A 21,547-nucleotide genomic window follows, 5' to 3' on the forward strand; every position below is an offset into this window, starting at 1 on the left:
GCGCTTACTTCGTGCTCGTGCTGAACCACTTCTTGACGATCTGGTCGTAGGTGCCGTCGGCCTTGAGCTTGTCGATGGCGCCGTTCACCGCCTTGGTGAGTTCGGGCGTGTCCTTGCGGATGGCCATGCCGTATTCCTCGGTGGTGATCTGCTCGGGCAGCACCTTCAGCCCGCCGCGCGTGCGCACGTACTGGTAGGCGGCGGGCTTGCCGGTGACGGCGGCGTCGGCCCGGCCGATGTCCACGAGGTTGAACATCTCCTGGTTCTTCTCGACTTCCAGCAGTTGCACCTGCGGGAATTTCTCCTTCGTGTACGACACCGACTTGGTCCCCACCTGCACGCTGACCTTCTTGCCGTTGATATCGGCCGGCGTCTTGATGGTGGTGTTGCCGTCCTTCACCATCACGACCAGGCCGCCCGCGTAGTAGGGCACGGTGAAGTCGACGACCTTCTTGCGCTCGTCGGTGATGTAGATGCCCGAGACGGCCATGTCGAAGCGCTTGGAGACCAGGCCCGGCACCAGGCCCTTGAAGTCGATGTCGATCCACTCGATCTTGCGGCCCAGCGTCTTGCCGATGGCTTCCACCAGCTCCACGTCGAAGCCCGTGCGCTTGCCGTTCTCCACGAACTCCATGGGCGGGAAGGTGGCGTCGGTGGCGACACGCAGCGGCTCGCCCTGCGCGTGGGCACCGGCGGCAAGGCCGAAGAAGGCAAAGGCAGAAAGTGCGGCGGCGGCAACGGCCAGATGGGTGCGGCGGGTGTTCATGGCGAGGGGGCTTTCGTGGGAATGAAAAGGGGGGCAGAGGAAAAAAGCAGCGCGCGACTGACTATTGCAAGGCGCGCGAGATGCGGGCGGCCGTGACGACGGTCATGTGAAGCAACGCAGCTTCCATGCCCTCGACGCGCGTGAGTGGGGCCATGAGGGTGATCGCGCCGCGCAGGCGCCGCCCGGTGGCGAGCACCGGTGCGCTCGCCCCCCACACGCCGGCATCGACCTCGCCGTGGGTCACGGCATGCCCGGCTTCGCGGATGGCGTCCAGCTCGGCAGCACGCTCTGCGCGGCGTTCCGCCGTCTCGTCGAGACCTTCGAGCAAGGCATCGCGCTGGTCGAGCGGCAGGTGCGCCAGCAGGCACTTGGCGCTGGCACCGTCGCGCGCGGGAACGCTGCGGCCGCGGTCGAAGGAGCAGCGCAGCGACTGTTCGCTGTCGATCATCTCCAGGCAAACCACGCGGTCGCTGACCACCGTGACCAGCGCCACGCTCTCATGCGTCTGCTGGGCCAGTATGCGCATGTCGGCGCGCGCGGCCATGACCAGATCGGAGTTGCCGTCGAAGCCGCTGGCGAGCTGCACGCTGACCGGGCCCGGCGAATAGCGCCCATCGGCCTCCATCACGAAACCCCAGCGACGCAACGCGGCGACCTGCCGGTACAGCGTGCTCTGCGACAGCCCGGTGGCCCGCACCAGCTCGGCCGCCGTCATCGCCGACCGGCTCTGCGCCAGCACCGACAGCACGAAAAGCGCGCGGTCGTTGGCAGGAGTGTCGGTCGGAAGCGTCATGACGGGCGGTTGCGATCAGGAGTGGGGAAACCGGTGTCCAGTATCTGGCTCGCCGTTCCCGGCTCCAAGCGCCTATTCCCAATCAGTGGGAATGGGTGTGGCTTTCTTCAGTCTTGGTTCTTCAGGCCTGGTTCACCAGCCGCCGCCGTCACTTCACCATCGGCAGCTTCAGCCCCTGGGCCCTGGCCGTGGCCACCGCGATGTCGTAGCCCGCGTCGGCGTGGCGCATGACGCCGCTGGCCGGGTCGTTCCAGAGCACGCGGCCGATGCGTTGCGCAGCGGCATCGGTGCCATCGGCCACGATCACCACGCCCGAATGCTGCGAATAGCCCATGCCGACACCACCGCCATGGTGCAGGCTGACCCAGGTGGCGCCGCCTGCCGTGTTGAGCAGCGCGTTGAGCAGTGGCCAGTCGCTCACGGCATCGGTGCCGTCCTTCATGCGCTCGGTTTCGCGGTTGGGGCTGGCGACCGAGCCGGTGTCCAGGTGGTCGCGACCGATCACGATCGGGGCTTTCAGCTCGCCGTTCTTCACCATCTCGTTGAAGGCCAGCCCGGCCTTGTGGCGCTCGCCCAGGCCCAGCCAGCAGATGCGCGCAGGCAGGCCCTGGAACGCGATGCGCTCGCGCGCCATGTCCAGCCAGCGGTGCGTGTGCGTGTTCTCGGGGAACAGCTCCTTGATCTTCGCGTCGGTCTTGTAGATGTCCTCCGGATCGCCCGACAGCGCCACCCAGCGGAACGGCCCCTTGCCCTCGCAGAACAGCGGTCGGATGTAGGCGGGCACGAAGCCGGGAAAGTCGAAGGCGTTCTTGACGCCCTCGTCGAACGCGACCTGGCGGATGTTGTTGCCGTAGTCGACGGTCGGGATGCCCATGGCCTGGAAGTCGAGCATGGCCTGCACATGCACGGCGCACGACTTCGCGGCCGCGCGCCGAAGCGCGTCGTGTTGCGACGGATCCTTCATGGCGGCCTGCCATTGCGGCACGGTCCAACCCGAGGGCAGGTAGCCGTTGATCAGGTCGTGCGCAGAGGTCTGGTCGGTCACGAGGTCGGGCCGGATGGCGCCGGCCTTGGCGCGCCTGACCAGTTCGGGGAGCACCTCGGCCGCGTTGCCCAGCAGCGCGATCGACACGGCTTCCTTGGCGGCCGTGTGCTGCGCGATGAGTTCGAGCGCGTGGTCGATGTCGCGCGCCTGCTTGTCGACGTAGCGCGTGCGCAGGCGAAAGTCGATGCTGGCCTGCTGGCACTCGATGTTCAGCGACACGGCACCGGCCAGCGTGGCGGCCAGCGGCTGTGCGCCGCCCATGCCGCCCAGGCCGGCCGTGAGGATCCACTTGCCGGCCAGGCTGTTGTTGTAATGCTGGCGACCGGCCTCGACGAAGGTCTCGAAGGTGCCTTGCACGATGCCCTGGCTGCCGATGTAGATCCAGCTGCCCGCCGTCATCTGGCCGTACATGAACAGGCCCTTCCGGTCGAGCTCGTTGAAATGCTCCCAGGTGGCCCACTTGGGCACCAGGTTCGAGTTGGCGATGAGCACGCGCGGCGCGTTCTCGTGTGTCTTGAACACACCCACCGGCTTGCCCGACTGGATCAGCAGCGACTCGTCATCGTTGAGTTCCTTCAACGACGCGAGGATCTGGTCGTAGCAGGCCCAGTTGCGCGCGGCGCGGCCGATGCCGCCGTACACCACCAGGTCCTGCGGCCGCTCGGCCACCTCGGCGTCCAGGTTGTTCTGCAGCATGCGGTAGGCCGCCTCGGTGAGCCAGCTCTTGCAGCTGAGTGTGCTGCCGCGCGGCGCGCGGATCACGCGGCTCGCGTCGTGGCGTGGATCGGCTGCAGGGGATGCAGGGGATGCAGGGGATGCAGCAGACGTTGCGGCAATGGGGTCGTGTGCGTTCATGGCGATGATCTCCTTCGGACGGGGTGTTCTTCGTTCGGCTCAGGCGTGGCTGGGCAGGATGTCCAGCAAGGCGGCGGGCAGATCGGCGGCGAGCGCCCACTGGCGCATCGCCTCGATGTCGGGGGCCAGGTAGCGGTCACGCTCGAGAAATGCGACCTTGGCCCGGATCTTTGCGAACTCGGCTTCGACGAGGGGCGAACTTTTCAGGCCCCGCTTCAGCTCGATGCCCTGTGCTGCAGCCATCGCCTCGATGCCGACCACGACTGCAGTGTTGTCCACCATGTCGCCCAGCCGGCGCGCCGCGAAGGTGGCCATCGACACATGGTCTTCCTGGTTGGCCGAGGTCGGCAGGCTGTCGACGCTGGCCGGATGCGCGAGCGACTTGTTCTCCGACGCCAGGGCGGCCGCCGTGACCTGCGCGATCATGAAGCCCGAGTTCAGCCCGCCATCGTGCACCAGGAAAGGCGGCAGGCCCGACAGGCCGCTGTCGAGCAGCAGCGCGATGCGGCGCTCGGCAATGGCACCGATCTCGGCAATCGCCAGCGCAAGGATGTCGGCCGCAAAGGCCACCGGCTCCGCGTGGAAGTTGCCACCCGAGATGACCTCGCCCGTCGCGGCGAAGACCAGCGGGTTGTCCGACGCCGCATTGGCCTCGATCTCCAGCACCCGCGCCGCATGGGCGATGTTGTCCAGGCAGGCGCCCATCACCTGCGGCACGCAGCGAATGGAATACGGGTCCTGCACACGGCCGCAGTCGGCATGCGAGGGCACGATCTCGCTGCCTTCGAGCAGCATGCGCACCGCGCCGGCCACGGCCATCTGGCCCGGTTGTCCGCGTGCGGCATGGATGCGCGCGTCGAAGGGCTTGATCGAGCCCTGGATGGCTTCGAGCGACAGCGCGCCGGACATCAGTCCGGCTGCAAACACATCCTCGGCACCGAACAGTCCCACGAGTGCCAGCGCAGTCGACACCTGCGTGCCGTTGAGCAGCGCCAGGCCCTCCTTGGGGCCGAGCACGAAGGGCGCCATCCCGATGCGCCGCATCGCCTCGGCGCCGCTGACCACTGTGCCGTCGGCGGTGGTCGCCGCACCCTCGCCGATCAGCACGCACGCCAGGTGCGCGAGCGGCGCGAGGTCGCCCGACGCGCCCACCGACCCCTTGGCCGGAATGCACGGCATCACGCCAGCGTTGAACAGCGCGAGCAGCGCGTCGACCAGCGCGGGCCGCACGCCCGAATGGCCGCGCGCCAGGCTCACCGCCTTGGTCGCCAGCACCAGCCGCACCACCGGCGCAGCCAGCGAAGCGCCCGTGCCCACGCTGTGCGACAGCACCAGGTTGCGCTGCAGCGCGGCCAGATGGTCGTTGCCGATGCGCGTGCTCGCCAGCTTGCCGAAGCCGGTGTTGATGCCGTAGACCACCTCGTCGTTGTCCACGATGTGCTGCACCGCAGCCTGGGCCGCCTGCATGCCATCGAGCGTCGACGGGTCGAGCGACAGCGCAACGCCACCGCGATGGATGCGCCGCAGCAGCGCGAGATCGACCTGGCCAGGGGTCAGCACCAGCGTTTCGGGGGCATCGGCGGAAGGAGTGTGCGGGTGGGTCATGGAACCTGTCTATACAAGTGAAATGAAGCGAAACGGAACGACGGCAAACGTCGTCCGGCTAACCGGAACTCGGATTGCCGTTGGCGCGAAAGCGGCTGCCCAGGCGGTAGCGCGAGGCCGGATGCAGGCAGCGCACCCAGGTCACGGGCGTGGTGCGCGTCCAGGTGCGGCGCGTGAGCAGCAGGCAGGGGTCGGCCATCGACATTGCCAGGTGTTCGGCCTGCTCGGCGGTGGGCAGCACGGCGTCCACCAGATGCTCGATCTGGTCGAAGGGCACGTTGCGCACCAGGTACTCGCTCGGGGGCATGGCGGTGAAGTCCTGCGCCAGGTAGTCGGGCACCACCAGGGGGTTGACGTAGCGCTCTTCGAGCTGAACCGGCGTTTCGTTCTCGCGGTGCAGGCAGAGGCTGTGGAACACCGACTCGCCCGCGCGCAGGTCGAGCCAGGCGGCCACGTCAGGCGATGCCGCGACCCGCTCCACCGCCAGCATCTGGCAGCGGTAGTCATGGCCGCGGTGGCGGATCTCGCTGGCGATGTTGGCGATCTGCAGCAGCGTGGACTGCGGCTTGTCCTCGGCCACGAAACTCCCCACGCCGGCCACGCGCGTGATACGCCCCTGGTCGACCAGCTCGCGCAGTGCGCGGTTCACCGTCATGCGCGAAATGCCGAACTGCGCAACCAGTTCGTGCTCCGAGGGCAGGCGATGGCCCGCCGGCCAGGTGCCGTCCTGGATCTTGCGGGAGATGTGTTCCTTGACTTGCGCGTACAGCGCGAGCGAGGGCAGGTCGCGTTTCATGCGCGTGCTCAGTGTTCGGCGGCCGCCATCGACTCGGCGCGGATCTCTTCGGTCAGCCGCGCCTTGATCGCCATGAACTCGGGCGAGGTCTTGATCGTGTAGTGGCGCGGATGCGGAAAGTCGACCGCGATCTCGGTCTTGATGCGTCCCGGCCGCGCGCTGAACACGGCCACGCGATTGGCCATGAAGATGGCCTCGTCGATGTCGTGCGTGACGAACAGCACCGTCTTCTGCGCAGACTCCCAGATGCCCAGCAGCAGCTCCTGCATCAGCACGCGCGTCTGGTTGTCGAGCGCGCCGAAGGGCTCGTCGAGCAGCAGCATCTTCGGGTCGTTGGCCAGCGCGCGCGCGATGGCCGTGCGCTGCTGCATGCCGCCCGAGAGCTGCTTGGGGAAGTGGTTTTCGAAGCCGCGCAGCCCGACCTTGGCGATGAAGAAGTCGCTGCGCTCCTTCTGCTGGGCCTCCGACATGCCGCGCTCGCGCAGGCCGAAGCGGATGTTCTGCGCGATCGTCAGCCACGGAAAGAGCGTGTAGCTCTGGAACACCACGCCGCGGTCGGCGCCGGGGCCGTCGATGGCCTGGCCGTCCAGGCGCACCTCGCCGGTGGTCGGAAAGTCCAGGCCCGCCACGATGCGCAGCAGCGTCGACTTGCCGCAACCCGACGGGCCGAGGATGGTGACGAAGTCGTTTTCCTTGACCTCGAAGTCGATGGGTTGCAAGGCCTGCGTGCGCTGGCCCTTGCGGCCTTCGAACACGCGCGAGACGCCACGGATGGAAAGTTGGTTGTTCACAGCGTGCTCCAGGCAAACAGCTTGCGGTTCACGGCCTTGAAAGCGAAGTCCGAGACGAGGCCGATGACGCCGATCACGATGATCCCGAAGATGATCTGCCCGGTGTTGAGCAGCGCCTGGCTGTCGGTGATCATGTGGCCGATGCCCGAGGACGAGCCGATGAGCTCGGCCACGATCACGTAGGTCCAGGCCCAGCCCAGCACCAGGCGCAGCGTTTCGGCGATGCCCGGCGCCGCGCCCGGAATCAGCACACGCCGCACGATGCCGCGGCTGTCGGCGCCCAGCGTGTAGGCCGCCTCGACCAGGTCCTTGCGCGCACCGCCCACGATGACCGCGACCATCAGAATGATCTGGAACACCGAACCGATGAAGATGACGAGCAGCTTCTGCGTCTCGCCGATGCCGGCCCACAGGATCAGGAGCGGAATGAAGGCCGAGGCCGGCAGGTAGCGGCAGAACGACACGAAGGGCTCGAAGAAGGCCTCGACCGGCTTGTACGCCCCCATCGCGATGCCCAGCGGCACGGCGACCAACGCCGCCAGCACGAAGCCGCCGAGCACGCGCCACACCGTCATGCCGATGTCGTGGATGAAGTTGTATTCGGTAAAGAGCAGCCAGCCTTCCTGCACCATCGTGACGGGGCTCGCCAGGAAGGTGGGCGACACGAAGCCGCCCAGCGTGAAGGCGGCCCAGACCGCGACGAACAGCACGAAGAAGCCGATGCCCAGCAGCCAGCGGGCGCTGCTGCCGACGGGTTCGAGCGGTGCGAACGCTCTCATTGAATGTAGGAAGCGTCGAAGGTGACGGCCAGGTTCTCGGGCGCCTTGCGGATCACGCCGGCTTCCAGCAGGATCTTCTCGGCGTCCTTCATGAAGGCGGTGAGTTCACCCGCGAAGAACTTCTGGTTGGCCGCCTTGTCCTGCCAGCGCAGGTAGGCCGACGACTTGGCGAACTGCTCGCCGGTCTGCTTGACGGCTGCGCCCATGATGTCGTTGGACTTGGCCGGGTCGTTCTTGATCATCTCCAGCGCCTCGAAGTACGAGTTGGTCAGCGCCCGTGCCGCCTTGGCATTCGCCTTGAGCCAGGTCGGCGCGCAGCCCACCGTGTCCATGACCATCGGGTAGTCGAGCGTGGTCGCGAGGATCTTGCCGGACGCGGGGTTGGCGCGCACCGTCGACAGGTAGGGTTCGTAGGTCATGGCGGCATCGTTCTGGCCGGCCACGAAGGCCTGGGCCGCGGCCTGGGGCGACAGGGTGGTGGTCTTCACGTCCTTGAGCGTCATGCCGTTCTTGTTGAGCATCCAGGCCAGGCCGAAGTACGGCGCGGTGCCCGGCGCGTCCACGCCGATGGTCTTGCCCTTGAGGTCGGCAAAGCTCTTGATGTCACCGCGCACCGCAATGCCGTCGGCACCGTAGGACTTGTCCATCTGGAAGATCTGCACGATCGGTACGCCGTTGGCGTTCCACGCCACGTGCGTCTCGACGGTGGTGGCCGCGCACTGGATGGCTTCGGCGGCCAGCGCCAGGTGGCGGTCCTTCTGCGGGATCATCTTGATCTCGACGTCCAGCCCGTTCTTCTTGAAGATGCCGGCCTTGTCGGCCAGCGTCAGCGGCGCGAAGCCCGTCCAGCCCGACATGCCGAGCACGATCTTGGTGTCCTGCGCGGACGCCGTGGTGGCCATGCCCGCAGCACACACACCTGCCGCTACCAGCGACGCGACTTTGACAACCATCTTGACCATAGGTACTCCTGGATTCCGTTCTTGAGAAGAATTGAAGCTGGCAGCGCGCTTGCCTTGCGGCAACCGGTGCGCACGCGTCGCATTGTGGTCCGTCGCCCAACTTGTCTATACAGGGTTAACCCAAATCCCGGTCAAGGTGCATTTCTCACCGAGCGGTGCACCAAATTGCTGTCTATACAAGTGAAAGGCTGCCGAACCCTCGACTATTGCAAAGCGCGTGCCAGCACCTGGCCAAGGCGATCGGGGACAATCACCGCTTGTCCTCCGCCACCCTTCCCCGTTCCGCCGACGCCGAGGCTGACGCCTCGCCCGCCACCATCCTCCACGAGGTCTTCGGCTATGCCCAGTTCCGAGGCGCCCAGGCCGACATCGTCGACCATGTGGTCGCCGGCGGCGACGCGCTGGTGCTGATGCCCACGGGCGGCGGCAAGTCGCTGTGCTACCAGATTCCGGCCATTGCCCGCCAGCGCGCAGGGCGCGGCGTGTCGATCGTCGTGTCACCCCTGATCGCGCTGATGCACGACCAGGTCGGCGCGCTGCACGAGGCCGGCGTGAGCGCCGCCTTCCTCAATTCCACGCTCGACTGGGAACAGACGCAGGACGTCGAGCGCCGCATGCTGCGCGGCGAAATCACGCTGCTCTACGCGGCGCCCGAGCGGCTCAACACGCCGCGCTTCCTGTCGCAGCTCGACTCGCTGCACGAGCGCGGCAAGCTGTCGCTGTTCGCCATCGACGAGGCGCACTGCGTGAGCCAGTGGGGCCACGATTTCCGGCCCGAGTACCGCTCGCTGACCGTGCTGCACGAGCGCTATGCCGGCGTGCCGCGCATCGCGCTGACCGCCACCGCCGACGACCTGACCCGCGCCGACATCGTCGAGCGGCTGCAGCTGGAAGAGGCGCGGCAGTTCGTCAGCAGCTTCGACCGGCCGAACATCCGCTACAGCATCGTCGAGAAGAAGGAGGCGACCACGCAGCTCCTGCGCTTCATCGAGCGCGAGCACGAAGGTGACGCCGGCGTGGTCTATTGCCAGTCGCGCAAGCGGGTGGAAGACGTGGCCGCGACGCTCAAGGACGCGGGCATCAACGCGCTGCCCTACCACGCCGGCCTGGACGCGGCGGTGCGGCAAAAGCACCAGGACCGCTTCCTGCGCGAAGAAGGCGTCGTGATGGTCGCGACCATCGCCTTCGGCATGGGCATCGACAAGCCCGACGTGCGCTTCGTCGGCCACCTGGACATGCCCAAGAACATCGAAGGCTACTACCAGGAAACGGGCCGCGCCGGCCGCGACGGCCTGCCCGCCGACGCCTGGATGGTCTACGGCCTGCAGGACGTGGTGAACCAGCGCCGAATGATCGACGAGAGCCCCGCCGGCGAGGAGTTCAAGCAGGTGATGCGCGGCAAGCTCGACGCGCTGCTGTCGCTGGCCGAGGCGAGCGACTGCCGACGCGTGCGGCTGCTGGGCTACTTCGGCGAGGTCTACGCCGGGCCCGCCGCCGGGCCGCCCCAAGGCGGGCCAGCCCCCTTGGGGGGCAGCGAACCTCGCGCAGCGGGGAGCGTGGGGGCCACGTGCGGCAATTGCGACAACTGCCTGAACCCGCCGCAGGTGTGGGACGGGACGGACGCCGCGCGCAAGCTGCTGAGCACCGTCTACCGCGTGAACCAGCACAGCGGCATCAGCTTCGGTGCGGGGCACATCATGGACATCCTGCGCGGCAAGGCGACCGAGAAGGTTAAGCAGTTCGGGCATGAACGCATCAGCACCTTCGGCATCGGCGCGGAATTCAGCGAGGTGCAGTTGCGCGGCGTACTGCGCCAACTGATCGCCACCGGCGCGCTGGCCGTCAACGCCGAAGCCTTCAACACGCTGCAGCTGACCGACGGCTCGCGCGCGGTGCTCAAGGGCGAGACCACCGTGCGCCTGCGCGAATCGGTGTCGTCGCCCGCCGAGCGCAAGCCGCGCCGCGAACGCGCCGCACGCGGCGCGCCCTCGCCCGCCGCCGCCACGCTGGACGCCGAGGCGCAGAAGCGCTTCGAAGCGCTGAAAGCCTGGCGCGCCGAGGTGGCGCGCGAGCACAACCTGCCGGCCTACGTGATCTTCCACGACGCCACGCTCGCCGCCATCGCCGAGCGCGCGCCCGGCACGCTGGAAGACCTGCAGGGCATCAGCGGCATCGGGACCAAGAAGCTTGAGGCTTACGGCTCGGACGTGCTGCGCGTCTGCGGCATGGCCTGACCCGGCGCCGCGCGCGGCTCAGGCAGCGGCGGGCTGCGCCACCTCGCGCAGCGCATCGAGCGTACGGGCCACGGCGGTGCGGTCGGCGGCGTCCGCGCGCCAGTACATCGACACCGAGCCAAAGCCCGACAGCGGCACCGGCAGCACGCGCATCGCGCCCATCTGCGTGAAGCGCAGCGCGGCGCGGTGCGAGGCCATGCCGATCATGTCGCTGTGGTTGAGCAACGTGAGGTTGATGGTGACGGAGTTCGATTCCACGTGGTCGCGCGGCATCGCGTGCCCGGCCGTCGCAAGCGCGCTCTCCAGCGCGGTGCGGATCGGCGTGCCGCGCGGCCAGACCAGCCAGCGGTAGGCCATGAGCGCGTCCCAGTCGGGCGCGGCCTCCTGCAGGAAGAGCGGGTGCTGCGCGCGCGCGACGAGGTGGATGGGCTCCATGTAGAGCCGCTCCGACTGGATGCGCGCGTCGTGCAGTTCGGGCGCGGAGCGGCCCACCACCACGTCGAGCTCGCCGTTGGCCAGCTGCTGCATGAGCAGGTTCATGGTGTTCTCGGTCAGCCGGATCTGCGCACGCGGCACCCACGACAGCAGACGCAGCACCGCCATGGGGACCACGTCCGAGGCCGAGGCGCCGGAGGTGCCGACCGCCACCAGGCCGCTGCCGCCCTCGCGCCGCGCGTGCATGTCGTCGCGGGCGGTGTCCAGGTGCGCTTCGATGCGCCGCGCATGCGCGATCAGCGCCTCGCCCTCGGGCGTGGGCCGCAGGCCGCGTGCATGGCGCTGGAAGAGCGGCACGCCGATGTCTTCCTCGAGCTCCCGCAGCCACTTGGAAAGGGCGGGCTGCGCCGTGTTGAGCAGCTGGGCCGAGTGGCTCATGTTGCCCGTCTGCGCCAGGCTCAGAAGCAGCTGCAAGTGGCGCAGCCTCAGTCGATGGGTCCAGTCCATGGGGTCGTGCGGTGTCGGCTTGCTATATCAAGAACGATATGGATGAGACCAATAAGTGATTTTACGAGCTATTCCTGGCGCCGAATAATTCGGCGGTCCGGTGCATGCGGTTCGCCCGCATGGCCACTTCAGAACTCTCCCCAGCCTTCGAAAGCGCTCCCATGGCCCTCGTGTTTCCCGCGCCAGCCACCGTCACCGTTCCTGTCGCCGGCAGCGACGACGCATTCGCCGTCCGCCGCGTCTATTGCGTGGGGCGCAACTACGCCGCCCACGCCCGCGAGATGGGGTTCGACCCCGACCGCGAACCGCCCTTCTTCTTCTGCAAGCCCGCCGATGCGGTGCTGCCCGTGGCCTACGGCGAGACGTTGCGGCTGCCCTACCCCTCGCGAACCGAGAACTTCCACTACGAAGCCGAGCTGGTGGTCGCCATCGGCAAGGCCGGCAGCGACATCGCCCGCGAGGACGCGCTGGACCACGCCTGGGGCTATGCCGTGGGCCTGGACATGACGCGCCGCGACCGCCAGATGGAGATGCGCCAGATGGGCCGACCCTGGGAGATCGGCAAGGCCTTCGATGCCTCGGCCCCCATTGGGCCGCTGCACCGCGCGAGCGAGGTCGGCCACTTCACGCAGGCCGGCCTCTGGCTGACCGTGAACGGGGCGGACCGCCAGCGCAGCGACGTGTCGCACCTGATCTGGTCGGTGGCCGAAACCATCGCCGACCTCTCGACCTGGTTCCGGCTGGAGCCGGGCGACCTGATCTACACCGGCACCCCCGAAGGCGTGGGCCCGGTGGTGCGCGGCGACCACATGGTGGTGGGCGTGGAGCGCCTGGGCGAGTTGCGGGTCGACGTGGTCTGACGCGATGGAGCACGCCGTGCAGCTCTACAGCTTCTTCAACAGCTCCACCTCGTACCGGGTGCGCATCGCACTGGCCCTCAAGGGCCTGGCGGCCGACTACCGTGGAGTGAACATCCGCACGGGCGAGCACCGCGCGCCGGGCTATGCCGAACTGAATCCGTCGCGGGTCGTGCCCACGCTGGTGGATGGCGACTTCTCGCTGGGCCAGTCGATGGCCATCCTGGACTACCTGGACCAGCGCGTGCCCGAGCCGCGCCTGATCCCGCAGGAGCCCCGGCTGCGCGCGCGCGTGCTGGAGCTGGCGAACGTGATCGCCTGCGACATGCACCCGGTCAACAACCTGCGCATCCTGAAGTACCTGCAGGGGCCGTTGGGCCTGAGCGCGGCGCAGAAGGACGCGTGGTACGCCCACTGGGCCGCCGAGGGCTTCGAGGCCGTGGAACGGCTGCTGGCACTGCACGGCAGCGGGCCGTGGTGCTTCGGCGACCAGCCCACGGCGGCCGACGTGTGCCTGGTGCCGCAGGTGGCAAATGCGTTGCGTGCGGGCTGCGATCTGGCGCCCTACACCCGCGTGATGGCCGTGCATGCGCACGCGCAGCAGCATCCCGCCTTCATCGCGGCCCGGCCGCAGGCACAGCCCGATCACCAGCCCTGAACGCACACCTGCCCGTGCGCCACCGCCGGGCGCCCATCCACAAAAGAACAGGAGAGACAAAAATGACCCCATCCCTGGCCGCCGACATTCCGGCGGCGAACCGCGCCGCCTTCGGGCCGCTGCAGCTGCGCGTGACGCTGTTGTGCGCCCTCGTCGCCATGCTCGACGGCTTCGACACCCAGTCGATCGCCTACGTCGCCCCGCGCATCGCCGAAGACTGGGGGCTGAAGGCCTCGGCGTTCGGCCCGATCTTCGCGGCCGGCCTCTTCGGCCTCATGGCGGGCGCCTTCCTGCTCAGCCCCGCCGCCGACCGCTGGGGCCGCAAGAAGATCATCCTGCTGTCGTCCTTCATCTTCGGCCTGTTCGCGCTGCTCACGGCCACGGCCTCCGGCATGAACGAGTTGCTGGCATACCGCTTCGTCACCGGCGTGGGCCTGGGCGCGGCCATGCCCAACATCATCGCGCTGACCAGCGAGTACGCGCCGCAGCGCCTGCGCGCCACGCTGGTCACGGTGATGTTCTGCGGCTTTCCGCTGGGTTCCACGCTGGGCGGCCTGGTGTCGAGCTGGCTCCTCACGCACTTCGACTGGCATGCAGTGTTCGTGCTGGGCGGCGTGCTGCCGTTGCTGCTGTTGCCGGTGCTGGCGGCGGTGTTGCCGGAATCGCTGCGCTACCTGGCCGCCAGCGGCGCGTCGCTGGCGCGCTACGAACCCATCGTGCGCAGCGCCTATCCCGGCGAAGACGCGGCCACCGTGATGGCAGGCCTGCGCAGCGAAGCCGCCAGCGTGCAGGCAGGGTTCTCGGTGTTCGAGCTGTTCCGCCATGGCCGGCTGCCGACCACCGTGCTGCTGTGGCTGGCCTTCTTCATGAACCTGCTGGTCATGTACTTCCTGGTCAACTGGCTGCCGACCCTGCTCAAGAGCGCGGGCCTGCCACTGGAAAAGGCCATCCTCTCCACCGCCATGCTCAACCTGGGCGGCGTGGTCGGCGCGCTGGCGCTGGGCCGCCTGATCGACCGGTTCAGCCCCTATGTGGTGCTGAGCGCGGCCTATGCCGCATCGGCCGCCTTCATCGGGCTGATCGCCTTCAGCGGGCAGAACCTCACGGGGCTGCTGGCCGGTGCGGCGCTCTCGGGCTTCGGCGTGGTGGGCGCGCAGATCGGCTGCAACGCGCTGGCCGCGTCGATCTACCCGACCCACATCCGTGCCACCGGCGTGGGCTGGGCTCTGGGCGTGGGGCGCATCGGCGCCGTGGTCGGCCCACTGGCGGGTGGCGCGCTGCTGGCGGCTGCCTGGCCGCCCGCCTCCATCATCCTGGTGGCCGCCGTGCCGGCCGTGCTGGCCGCCGTCGCGGTGGCGTTGCTGGGGCGCATCCGGCGCGAGGCCGACTGACGCGCACCGCACCGGCTCGACCCCGAGAATGCTTGCCATGGACGACGGCATTCGCAGCTGGACCACCGACCTGGTACCCGAGGCCGAGCGTGCCGACTACTGGGTCGGTGCGGTGTGTGACTGCTTCCTCGACATGGAGGTCGACCCGCATCAGCGCCAGGCGTTCTCGGCGGCCCTGACGTCGGCGAGCTGCGCAGAGCTGCGGGTCAACCACGTGACCGGGCGGGCGCAGAAGGTGCGCCGCACGCTGCAGGGCATCCGGCAGGGTTGCGACAACTACTACTACCTGCTCTGCAAGGAAGACTCGCCCTGCCTGGTGACGCAGCACGACGCGTGCGCCGCGCGCCTGCTGCCCGGCGACCTGGCGCTCATCGACTCGCGGCGGCGCTATCTGCTGGAGTTCCCGGAGGCGGTGGACATCGTCTCCGTCCAGCTGCCCATCGGCTGGCTCGACACCTGGCTGCCCGCGGCCGGCCAGTGGCTGGGCACGCGGCTGGACGGCAGCGCCGGCTGGGGGCAGGTGCTGAGCGCCTACGTTCGACAGCTGCGGGCCGAGCCGCCCGCCCGGCTGGGCACGCGGCATGCCGAGCAACTGGGCGGCTTGCTGGCGCTGGCCTGCGGTGCCGCGCCGCAGATGCCCACGACCCCGGCCCTGCTGCAACGCATCGAGCACTGCGTGCGCCGCCGCTTCAGCGAACCCGGGCTTGCGGCGGCGGACGTGGCTTGCGAGATCGGCGTCTCTTTGCGCACGCTGCACCGGGCGCTGGCCGCGGGCCAAAGCACCTTCGCCCTGCTGCTGATGCATGAGCGCATGCAGGCAGCGCAGCGCATGCTGCGCGCACCGTCGCACGACCAGCTGACGGTGGCCGAGATCGGCCGACGTGCCGGCTTTCTCGACCCGTCCCACTTCGCGCGCGCCTGCCGCGCCTGGTGCGGCCGGACGCCCGCGCAGGAACGCGCGCTGCGCTGAGCCCGCTGCCAGCTATTGGCACACGCTGGCACGCACCGTCCGCCAGCCTGGCACGCATCGGCCATCCGCCGACCAGGCGCAGCGCCACCATGCGGCTCCCACAAACCCAAAGAGATGGAGACAAACATGGCGGATACCTACGTCCTGGTGCATGGTGCCTGGCACACCGGCGAAACCCTCGAAGACACGGCACGGCACCTGCGCTCGCGCGGCCACGTCGTTCATTGCCCTACCCTGCCGGGCAACCGGCCCGGCGACGGCACGGCTCCGCTGGGCCTGCAGGACGCCATCGATGCACTGGTGCATTTCCTGGAAGACGCCGACCTGCACGACGTGCGGCTGGTCGGCCACAGCTACGGCGGCATGCTGCTGTCGGGCGCCGCCGACCGGGTAGCGCACCGCATTCGGCGGCTGGTGTATGCCAACGCCTTCGTCCCGCTGCCCGGCGAAGCCTTGAGCGACATGGCACCGCCGCACTACCGGGCCATGTTCGAAGGCATCGCCGCTGCCAACCAGGGCGCGGTGCAGCTGCCCTTCGAGGTCTGGCGCGAGTGCTTCATCAACGACGCCGACGACGCCCTGGCGCGCAGCACCTATGCGTCGCTGCACCCGCAACCGCTGCGCTGCCTGCTCGACCCCATCGCGCTGTCGCAGCCCACGGCCGCGCTGCCGGTGGGCAAGTCGTACCTGAACTGCCGCCAGGACACCGCACTGCCCCACAGCCTGCCGTGGCATCCGCGCCTGTCGGAGCGGCTGGGCCTGTTCCGCTACGTGGAGATGGACGGCAGCCACGAGGTGCTGTTCACCGATGCGCAAGCCTTCGCCGACGGCATCGAAAGCGCCGGCCGCGACTGAGGAGGAACGCACCATGCCCAGCAACACACGCGCGCATGCATCGTCCTCGCGGGTTCGCCCCGACGCGCTCGCGCTGTTCGCCACCGCCACCGCCACCGCCATCGCCGCCCCGCCGGCCCAGGCGCAGGAGTCGCCCTGGCGGGTCTACGCGGGCGGCGCGCACATCGGCTTCAGCACGTCGGCGGAAATCCGGGCCGGCGGGCAACCGGTGCCCGGCGCCAATGCAGAGGCCACATCCAACCGCAGCCTGGCCTTCGGCCTCATCTACGACATCCAGCCGGGATGGAGCGCGGAGCTCGCCCTGGGCCTGCCGCCCACCACCCGACTCGTCGGCACCGGCACCCTGGCCGGCGCGGGCGTGCTGGGGCGGGTCAAGTACGGGCCGGCGGTGCTGTCGGTGCGGCGCGACCTGCTCGCAGACGGTCCGGTGATCCCGTACGTCGGTGCAGGCGTCAACTACACGCTGGTGATGGCCTCTCGCGACGGCTTCGTTTCGGACCTGAAGGTCAAAAGCGGCGTGGGGCCGGTGCTGCAGGCCGGCCTGGAAGTGCCGATGAACGGGCAGTGGAGCCTGTTCTTCGACGCGAAGAAGATCTGGCTGAGCACCACCGCAACCGGCACCTTGCCGGCCCTCGGTGGCGTACCGGCCCATGCGAAGGTGCGGCTCAACCCGCTGGTGCTGACGGCCGGGCTGAGCTACCGCTTCTGAGCCTGGTCAGCCGGTGCGGACCTACCCGGTACGAGGAATGCCGACGTTCAGGGCAGCAGCACCGGCACCGGCCGCGTGAGCAGATCGACGTAAAGCTCGAAGAAGCGCGCGTTGTCGAATTTCTGCACCACCGTTATCTTCTGCAGCGTGACACCGGCCGGCTGCGCGGCATAGCCGATGGAGCGGCCGTTGTCGGGCGCACCGGGCTGGGCGATCACGTCGACGTAGCGCTGCGCGGTCTGCGTCGCGTAGCTCGGATCGATGAGGTAGGCGAGCGTGAGTGTGTCCCAGATGTTCTGCGTGTAGCGGGCGTTGGTCTCGAAGCCGTTCTTGCCGTCGAAGCCGTAACCGTTGAGCTTCTGGAACACGTCGGTCACCGCCGTGGGCTTGGCCGGGTGCGCGATGCGGTCGTAGAGGGGCTTGTCCAGGAACACGGTGTCGGTCACGTCCAGCGGCACCACCACCTGCGGGATGGGCAGGCGCACCACGAACTGCGCGGCGTCGGGGTCGAACCACCAGTTGAACTCGGCCGCCTTGGTGGTGTTGCCTGGCACGTCGACGGCACCGCCCATGTAGATGATCTTCTTGATGAGCGGGACGATCTCCGGGTTCTGCCTGACCGCCAACGCGATGTTGGTGAGCGGGCCGATCGCCAGGATCGTGACCTCGCGGGGGTTGGCTTTCACGGTGTCGACGATGAAGTCGACCGCGTTCTTGCGCTGCACCACGGTGTGCCGGGCGAAGCCGTCGGGCGAGGGCTTCAGGTCGGCGTCCGTCTTGGGCTCGGGTCCGCTCCAGGCGCCCAGATAACCGTCGCCGCCCGCGCCGGCGGCCATCTCGGCCTTGACGTCGGCCAGGGTGTGGTGGAGGGCGTAGTTCGCTCCCACGTACACGCCGATGCGATCGCCTACGCCCAGCCGCTCCACGGACATTAGCGCGTCGGCCACGCCCTGCCGCAGCCACTGGTTGCCCGACACCACGCTGATGCCCATGACCTGCACCTTGCCGTCGGCCTGCAGTTGCGCGGCCATGACGCCCAGCTGGCCATCGTCGCTCATGGTGTTGTAGTCGCTGTCGATGATGATCTTCTGGGCGGTGCCGCCCGATGACCCCGACCATCCGCCGAGACCAGGGCCGAGACCGATCGCCCCCGCTCCTCCCCCGCCACAACCCGCCACCACCGTGAGGACGGCAACGAAGGTCGCTACAAGCCATTTGCGCATCTGCTTCTCCTGGAAAGTTTGGTTTTCGTGCTTCTTCACCCGACCGCAAATGAAACACGAGAAACACGATCTCGGTGGCACGTCCTTTGCTTAATTTACTTGAAATGCAATATTAATTTATCGCATTTCAATACTTATCAACTTCGCATCTGGCAACCTCACAGGATGGAAACGACCATGAAAAATATCCGCAGGATCGCACTTCTCGCACTGGTGGGCGCGAGCGGCTCCTGGGCCGCGCACGCCCAGGACACCCTCTCCAGGATCGCGCAGAACAACGCGATCACGGTCGCCTACCGGGAATCGTCGGTGCCATTCAGCTACCTGCAGGATGGCGTGCCGATCGGTTTCTCGGCCGACATCGCCAGCAGGGTCGTGGACCAGGTGAAGAAGCAACTGGGCAAGCCCAACCTGGCGGTCAACATGATCCCGGTCACCTCGCAGAACCGGATTCCGCTGGTCAAGAATGGCACGGTGGACTTGGAATGCGGCTCCACGACCAACAACACGCCGCGGCAGGCCGAGGTCACCTTCAGCGTGAACCATTTCTACACCGCCACCCGTATCCTGGTCAAAACGTCATCGGGCATCAAAAACTACGAGGACCTCAAGGGCAAGACCCTGGTGGCCACGGCGGGCACGAGCAATGTCTTGACGATGCGCAAGTACGACGCTCAGCACGCTCTGGGCATGGACCTCATCCAGGCCAAGGACCACGCCGAAGCCCTGCTGCTGGTGGAGAGTGGCCGCGCCGCCGCCTTCGCGACCGATGACATCATCCTGTTCGGCATCCGATCCACGTCGAAGAATCCGCAGGAGCTGGCCGTGGTGGGCGCGGCGCTCAACCCGGAGCCCTACGGCTGCATGATCCGCAAGGACGACCCCGCGTTCAAGGCGCTCGTCGACGGCGTGGTCATCGGGCTGATGCAGTCGGGCGAGTTCGAAAAGCTCTATGACAAGTGGTTCATGCAGCCCATTGCGCCCTATGGCAAGACACTCGGCATTCCGATGGGCAAGGAACTGCAGCAGAACCTCAAGGAGCACAGCGACAAGCCGCTCAGCTGACCGCCCCGGACGTTGCAGCGTCATGCCCGAGCGCAGCCGACAGCTTTTTGGCGATGCTCAACACGATGGGCGCCAGGGCGGCTTCGGCGTCCCTGGCGGTCCAGCGCGAGGTCGACACCGCGACATTGACCGCGCCCGCCAGGCCGCCCCCGTGATGGAACACCGGCGCGGCGATCGAGATGTCGCCGATGAAGCCTTCCTGGTCGCTGACGTAGTAGCCGAGCCTGCGGGTCGCCGGAAAGGACGCCAGGAACTTCTCGATGCTCAACTGGGTGTAGGGCGTGAACGGCTTCATCTCCGATCTCTCCAGCACCAGTTGTGCTTCGGCCGGGTCCATGAAGGCCAGCATGGCCCGGCCGGGTGCCGAACTGTAGACGGGCAGGCGCGAGCCGACCGAAAGCTCGACGCTGACCGCATGCCGGCCGGTATGGCGCACCAGGTAGAGCACGCTGGTCTTCTCCAGGACGGTGAAGTTCAGGGTCTCGCCGCATTCGAGGCTGGCGATCCTCAGCAGCTCCGAGGCCTTGCTCTGCAGGCCGTCGCGCCCGAGAAACCCCTGCGCGAGTCCGAGCACGTAAGGCGTCACGCTGTAGCACCGGGTCTTCGGGTCCTGGCGCAGGTAGCCCAGGGCGGTGAGCGTGTGCAGGAAACGCTGCACGGCGCTGCGGCCCATGTGGGTGAGCTTGGCGACCTCGGTCAGGCCCAGCGGCTCCGGTGCAGCGCTGACGATGCGCAGGACGTCGAAGGCCTTGGCCACGGAAGCAACGAACAGGCTGCTTTCCCGCCCGGGTTCCCCGACACCGGGCGCAGGGGTCGGGTCCGCGTCGGGCCGGGTGGTCATCGAGGAGTCGCTGCGGTCTGAAGTCTTGCGGGTGGCCATGGTTGTGGGTCCATTCTCCTCGATGCCACGACGGCCATTTATTTTATCGAATTGCGATTTATAAATATTGCAATACAATTTCCTCTAGCCCGATCCATGAATCGGTGATCCGGGCTGGTCGAAGGACAAGAAGATGAACAATTCCAAGGGCGGACCTACCGTCGCAGTCATTGGCGCCGGGGTGGTGGGCACGGCCATCGCCCTCTGGCTGCAGCGCCGCGGCATGCGCACGGTGCTGCTCGATCCGGACGAGCCGGGTAGCGGGTGCAGCGCGGGCAACTCCGGCGCCATCAGTCCGGGGTCGGTCGCGCCGCTGGCCATGCCTGGCGTGCTGGCATCGGTGCCTGGCATGCTGCTCGACGAAGAAAGTCCGCTCTACCTGCCACTGGGCTATCTGCCTCGCGCCGTGCCCTGGCTGACCCGGTTCGTGGCCTCCGCCCGTCCGGCCAGGGTCGCCACGGCGGCCGCACGGCTCGATTCGCTCCACCGGGGCGCTGTGGCGATGCATCGCCAGCTCACCCAGGACTTGGGCGTGCCGGAACTCTTCATGGCGCGCGGCCACCTGCACCTCTACCGGGATGAGGCGGCGCTGGCGAAAGATGCGGGAGGTTGGCGGTTGCGCACTAACCACGGTTACGTTGCGCAGCAGCTCGATCGACCGGGCATCGAGCGGCTCGAACCCGCCGCGCCCGCCCGCTACCAAGTCGGCATGTTCCTCGACGACCACGCCACGATCCTGAATCCGCGTCGTTACGTGACGGCGATGGCGTCGGCCTTCGTCGGTGCTGGTGGCGAGATCGAACGCGTCGCGGTGTCGGCGATCGGCCGGGACGGAGCGGGCTGGAAACTCCAGGGCGCCCGGCAGCGCGCGCACGACCACGTCGTTGTCGCGGCGGGCGCCTGGTCGCGTGCCCTGCTCGATCCGCTGGGCGTCAAGGTCGCGCTCGAGAGCCAGCGGGGCTATCACGTGCAGTTCGATGGCGGCGCGGACCTTGTCTCCCGCACCGTGGTGCTGACGGACAAGAAAGTTTTCGTGACCCCCATGGAACAGGGCCTGCGGTTTGGCGGCACGGTGGAGATCGGCGGTCTGCGCAGCCCGCCCGACCCGCGCCGGGCCGCACTGCTCCAGCGCATCGCCATCGAGAGTTTTCCGCACCTGGCCAGCCGGCAGGCCGTGACGTGGATGGGCCATCGCCCGTGCATGCCGGACTCCGTGCCGGTGATCGGTGCGGCGCCGGGGCAGCCGGGGCTGTGGCTGGCGGTCGGGCATGGCCACCTTGGCCTGACAGACTCCCTCCCGACCGCCCAGCGCATCGCCGATGCGATCTGCGGCGCCGTGCCGGCCTGAGCGCCAGCAGCGGCGCGCTGCGG

General features: G+C 68.1%; 20 protein-coding genes. 9 read left to right on the top strand and 11 right to left on the bottom strand.

All coding sequences use genetic code 11. The annotated features are described in order from the left end of the window. Positions 1-4 precede the first annotated feature (4 nt). The 8 genes from J2W36_RS09060 to J2W36_RS09095 all read right to left on the bottom strand — a co-directional run bounded on the left by J2W36_RS09060 (position 5) and on the right by J2W36_RS09095 (position 8,392). Entirely contained in the window at positions 5-766 is a 762-nt protein-coding gene (locus tag J2W36_RS09060) for a glutamine ABC transporter substrate-binding protein (RefSeq protein ID WP_307689383.1), read from the bottom strand. Between the two features lie 61 nt (positions 767-827). Then, entirely contained in the window at positions 828-1,559 is a 732-nt protein-coding gene (locus tag J2W36_RS09065; RefSeq protein ID WP_307689384.1) for an IclR family transcriptional regulator, read from the bottom strand. Between the two features lie 148 nt (positions 1,560-1,707). Further along, positions 1,708-3,459, bottom strand: coding sequence for a urocanate hydratase (gene hutU, locus J2W36_RS09070; protein ID WP_307689385.1), 1,752 nt, complete (start codon positions 3,457-3,459; stop codon positions 1,708-1,710). Positions 3,460-3,498: 39 nt separating this feature from the next. Continuing rightward, positions 3,499-5,064 carry a histidine ammonia-lyase gene (hutH, locus tag J2W36_RS09075; RefSeq protein ID WP_307689386.1) on the bottom strand — a complete coding sequence of 522 codons (1,566 nt, stop codon included), beginning with the start codon at positions 5,062-5,064 and terminating at the stop codon, positions 3,499-3,501. A 58-nt stretch (positions 5,065-5,122) separates the two neighbouring features. Beyond that, positions 5,123-5,860 (bottom strand): histidine utilization transcriptional repressor HutC, encoded by a 738-nt coding sequence (hutC, locus tag J2W36_RS09080; protein ID WP_307689387.1) that lies wholly within the window; start codon positions 5,858-5,860, stop codon positions 5,123-5,125. Positions 5,861-5,868: 8 nt separating this feature from the next. After that, entirely contained in the window at positions 5,869-6,651 is a 783-nt protein-coding gene (locus J2W36_RS09085; RefSeq protein ID WP_307689388.1) for an ABC transporter ATP-binding protein, read from the bottom strand. Continuing rightward, the gene (locus J2W36_RS09090) at positions 6,648-7,430 is read right to left on the bottom strand and encodes an ABC transporter permease (protein ID WP_307689389.1); all 783 of its coding nucleotides are present in this window, start codon (positions 7,428-7,430) and stop codon (positions 6,648-6,650) included. The genes J2W36_RS09085 and J2W36_RS09090 overlap by 4 nt, the downstream gene beginning before the upstream one ends. Next, positions 7,427-8,392, bottom strand: a complete 966-nt coding sequence (locus tag J2W36_RS09095) for an ABC transporter substrate-binding protein (RefSeq protein ID WP_307689390.1) — start codon at positions 8,390-8,392, stop codon at positions 7,427-7,429. Before J2W36_RS09095 ends, J2W36_RS09090 begins: the two co-directional genes overlap by 4 nt. Before the next feature lie 257 nt (positions 8,393-8,649). Here J2W36_RS09095 and J2W36_RS09100 point away from each other — a divergent pair, with 257 nt between their 5' ends. Next, positions 8,650-10,626: a RecQ family ATP-dependent DNA helicase gene (locus J2W36_RS09100; RefSeq protein WP_307689391.1), complete on the top strand. Its 1,977-nt coding sequence runs from the start codon at positions 8,650-8,652 to the stop codon at positions 10,624-10,626. Between the two features lie 18 nt (positions 10,627-10,644). Here the strand turns inward: J2W36_RS09100 and J2W36_RS09105 are convergent, their stop codons facing one another. Continuing rightward, on the bottom strand, positions 10,645-11,568 hold the full coding sequence (locus tag J2W36_RS09105; protein WP_307689392.1) for a LysR substrate-binding domain-containing protein: 924 nt from the start codon (positions 11,566-11,568) through the stop codon (positions 10,645-10,647). Positions 11,569-11,729: 161 nt separating this feature from the next. Here J2W36_RS09105 and J2W36_RS09110 point away from each other — a divergent pair, with 161 nt between their 5' ends. The 6 genes from J2W36_RS09110 to J2W36_RS09135 all read left to right on the top strand — a co-directional run bounded on the left by J2W36_RS09110 (position 11,730) and on the right by J2W36_RS09135 (position 17,008). Continuing rightward, on the top strand, positions 11,730-12,428 hold the full coding sequence (locus J2W36_RS09110; protein ID WP_307689393.1) for a fumarylacetoacetate hydrolase family protein: 699 nt from the start codon (positions 11,730-11,732) through the stop codon (positions 12,426-12,428). A gap of 16 nt (positions 12,429-12,444) precedes the next feature. After that, positions 12,445-13,083: a maleylacetoacetate isomerase gene (gene maiA, locus J2W36_RS09115; RefSeq protein WP_307689606.1), complete on the top strand. Its 639-nt coding sequence runs from the start codon at positions 12,445-12,447 to the stop codon at positions 13,081-13,083. 62 nt (positions 13,084-13,145) lie between these two features. Next, a complete protein-coding gene (locus J2W36_RS09120) occupies positions 13,146-14,474 on the top strand; it encodes an MFS transporter (RefSeq protein ID WP_307689394.1) in 1,329 nt (442 codons plus the stop codon). Positions 14,475-14,511: 37 nt separating this feature from the next. After that, entirely contained in the window at positions 14,512-15,444 is a 933-nt protein-coding gene (locus tag J2W36_RS09125) for a helix-turn-helix domain-containing protein (RefSeq protein WP_307689395.1), read from the top strand. Positions 15,445-15,570: 126 nt separating this feature from the next. Continuing rightward, positions 15,571-16,299 carry an alpha/beta fold hydrolase gene (locus J2W36_RS09130; RefSeq protein WP_307689396.1) on the top strand — a complete coding sequence of 243 codons (729 nt, stop codon included), beginning with the start codon at positions 15,571-15,573 and terminating at the stop codon, positions 16,297-16,299. A 13-nt stretch (positions 16,300-16,312) separates the two neighbouring features. Beyond that, positions 16,313-17,008, top strand: a complete 696-nt coding sequence (locus J2W36_RS09135) for an OmpW/AlkL family protein (protein WP_307689397.1) — start codon at positions 16,313-16,315, stop codon at positions 17,006-17,008. Between the two features lie 47 nt (positions 17,009-17,055). On the opposite strand, the gene J2W36_RS09140 is transcribed toward J2W36_RS09135, so the two are convergent. Continuing rightward, positions 17,056-18,231, bottom strand: coding sequence for a nucleoside hydrolase (locus tag J2W36_RS09140; protein WP_307689398.1), 1,176 nt, complete (start codon positions 18,229-18,231; stop codon positions 17,056-17,058). Between the two features lie 177 nt (positions 18,232-18,408). Between J2W36_RS09140 and J2W36_RS09145 the strand changes: the two genes are divergently transcribed. Beyond that, a complete protein-coding gene (locus tag J2W36_RS09145; RefSeq protein WP_307689399.1) occupies positions 18,409-19,296 on the top strand; it encodes a transporter substrate-binding domain-containing protein in 888 nt (295 codons plus the stop codon). Here J2W36_RS09145 and J2W36_RS09150 read toward each other — a convergent pair. Further along, positions 19,289-20,176: an IclR family transcriptional regulator gene (locus tag J2W36_RS09150; protein ID WP_307689400.1), complete on the bottom strand. Its 888-nt coding sequence runs from the start codon at positions 20,174-20,176 to the stop codon at positions 19,289-19,291. The two genes, J2W36_RS09145 and J2W36_RS09150, sit on opposite strands and share 8 nt — an antisense overlap. Positions 20,177-20,309: 133 nt before the next feature. On the opposite strand from J2W36_RS09150, the gene J2W36_RS09155 reads away from it, so the two are divergent. Continuing rightward, the gene (locus J2W36_RS09155) at positions 20,310-21,524 is read left to right on the top strand and encodes an NAD(P)/FAD-dependent oxidoreductase (protein WP_307689401.1); all 1,215 of its coding nucleotides are present in this window, start codon (positions 20,310-20,312) and stop codon (positions 21,522-21,524) included. Positions 21,525-21,547: the final 23 nt, after the last annotated feature.

Origin of the sequence: Variovorax ginsengisoli, from assembly GCF_030811835.1 — a bacterium.
Lineage (GTDB): Bacteria > Pseudomonadota > Gammaproteobacteria > Burkholderiales > Burkholderiaceae_C > Variovorax > Variovorax ginsengisoli_C.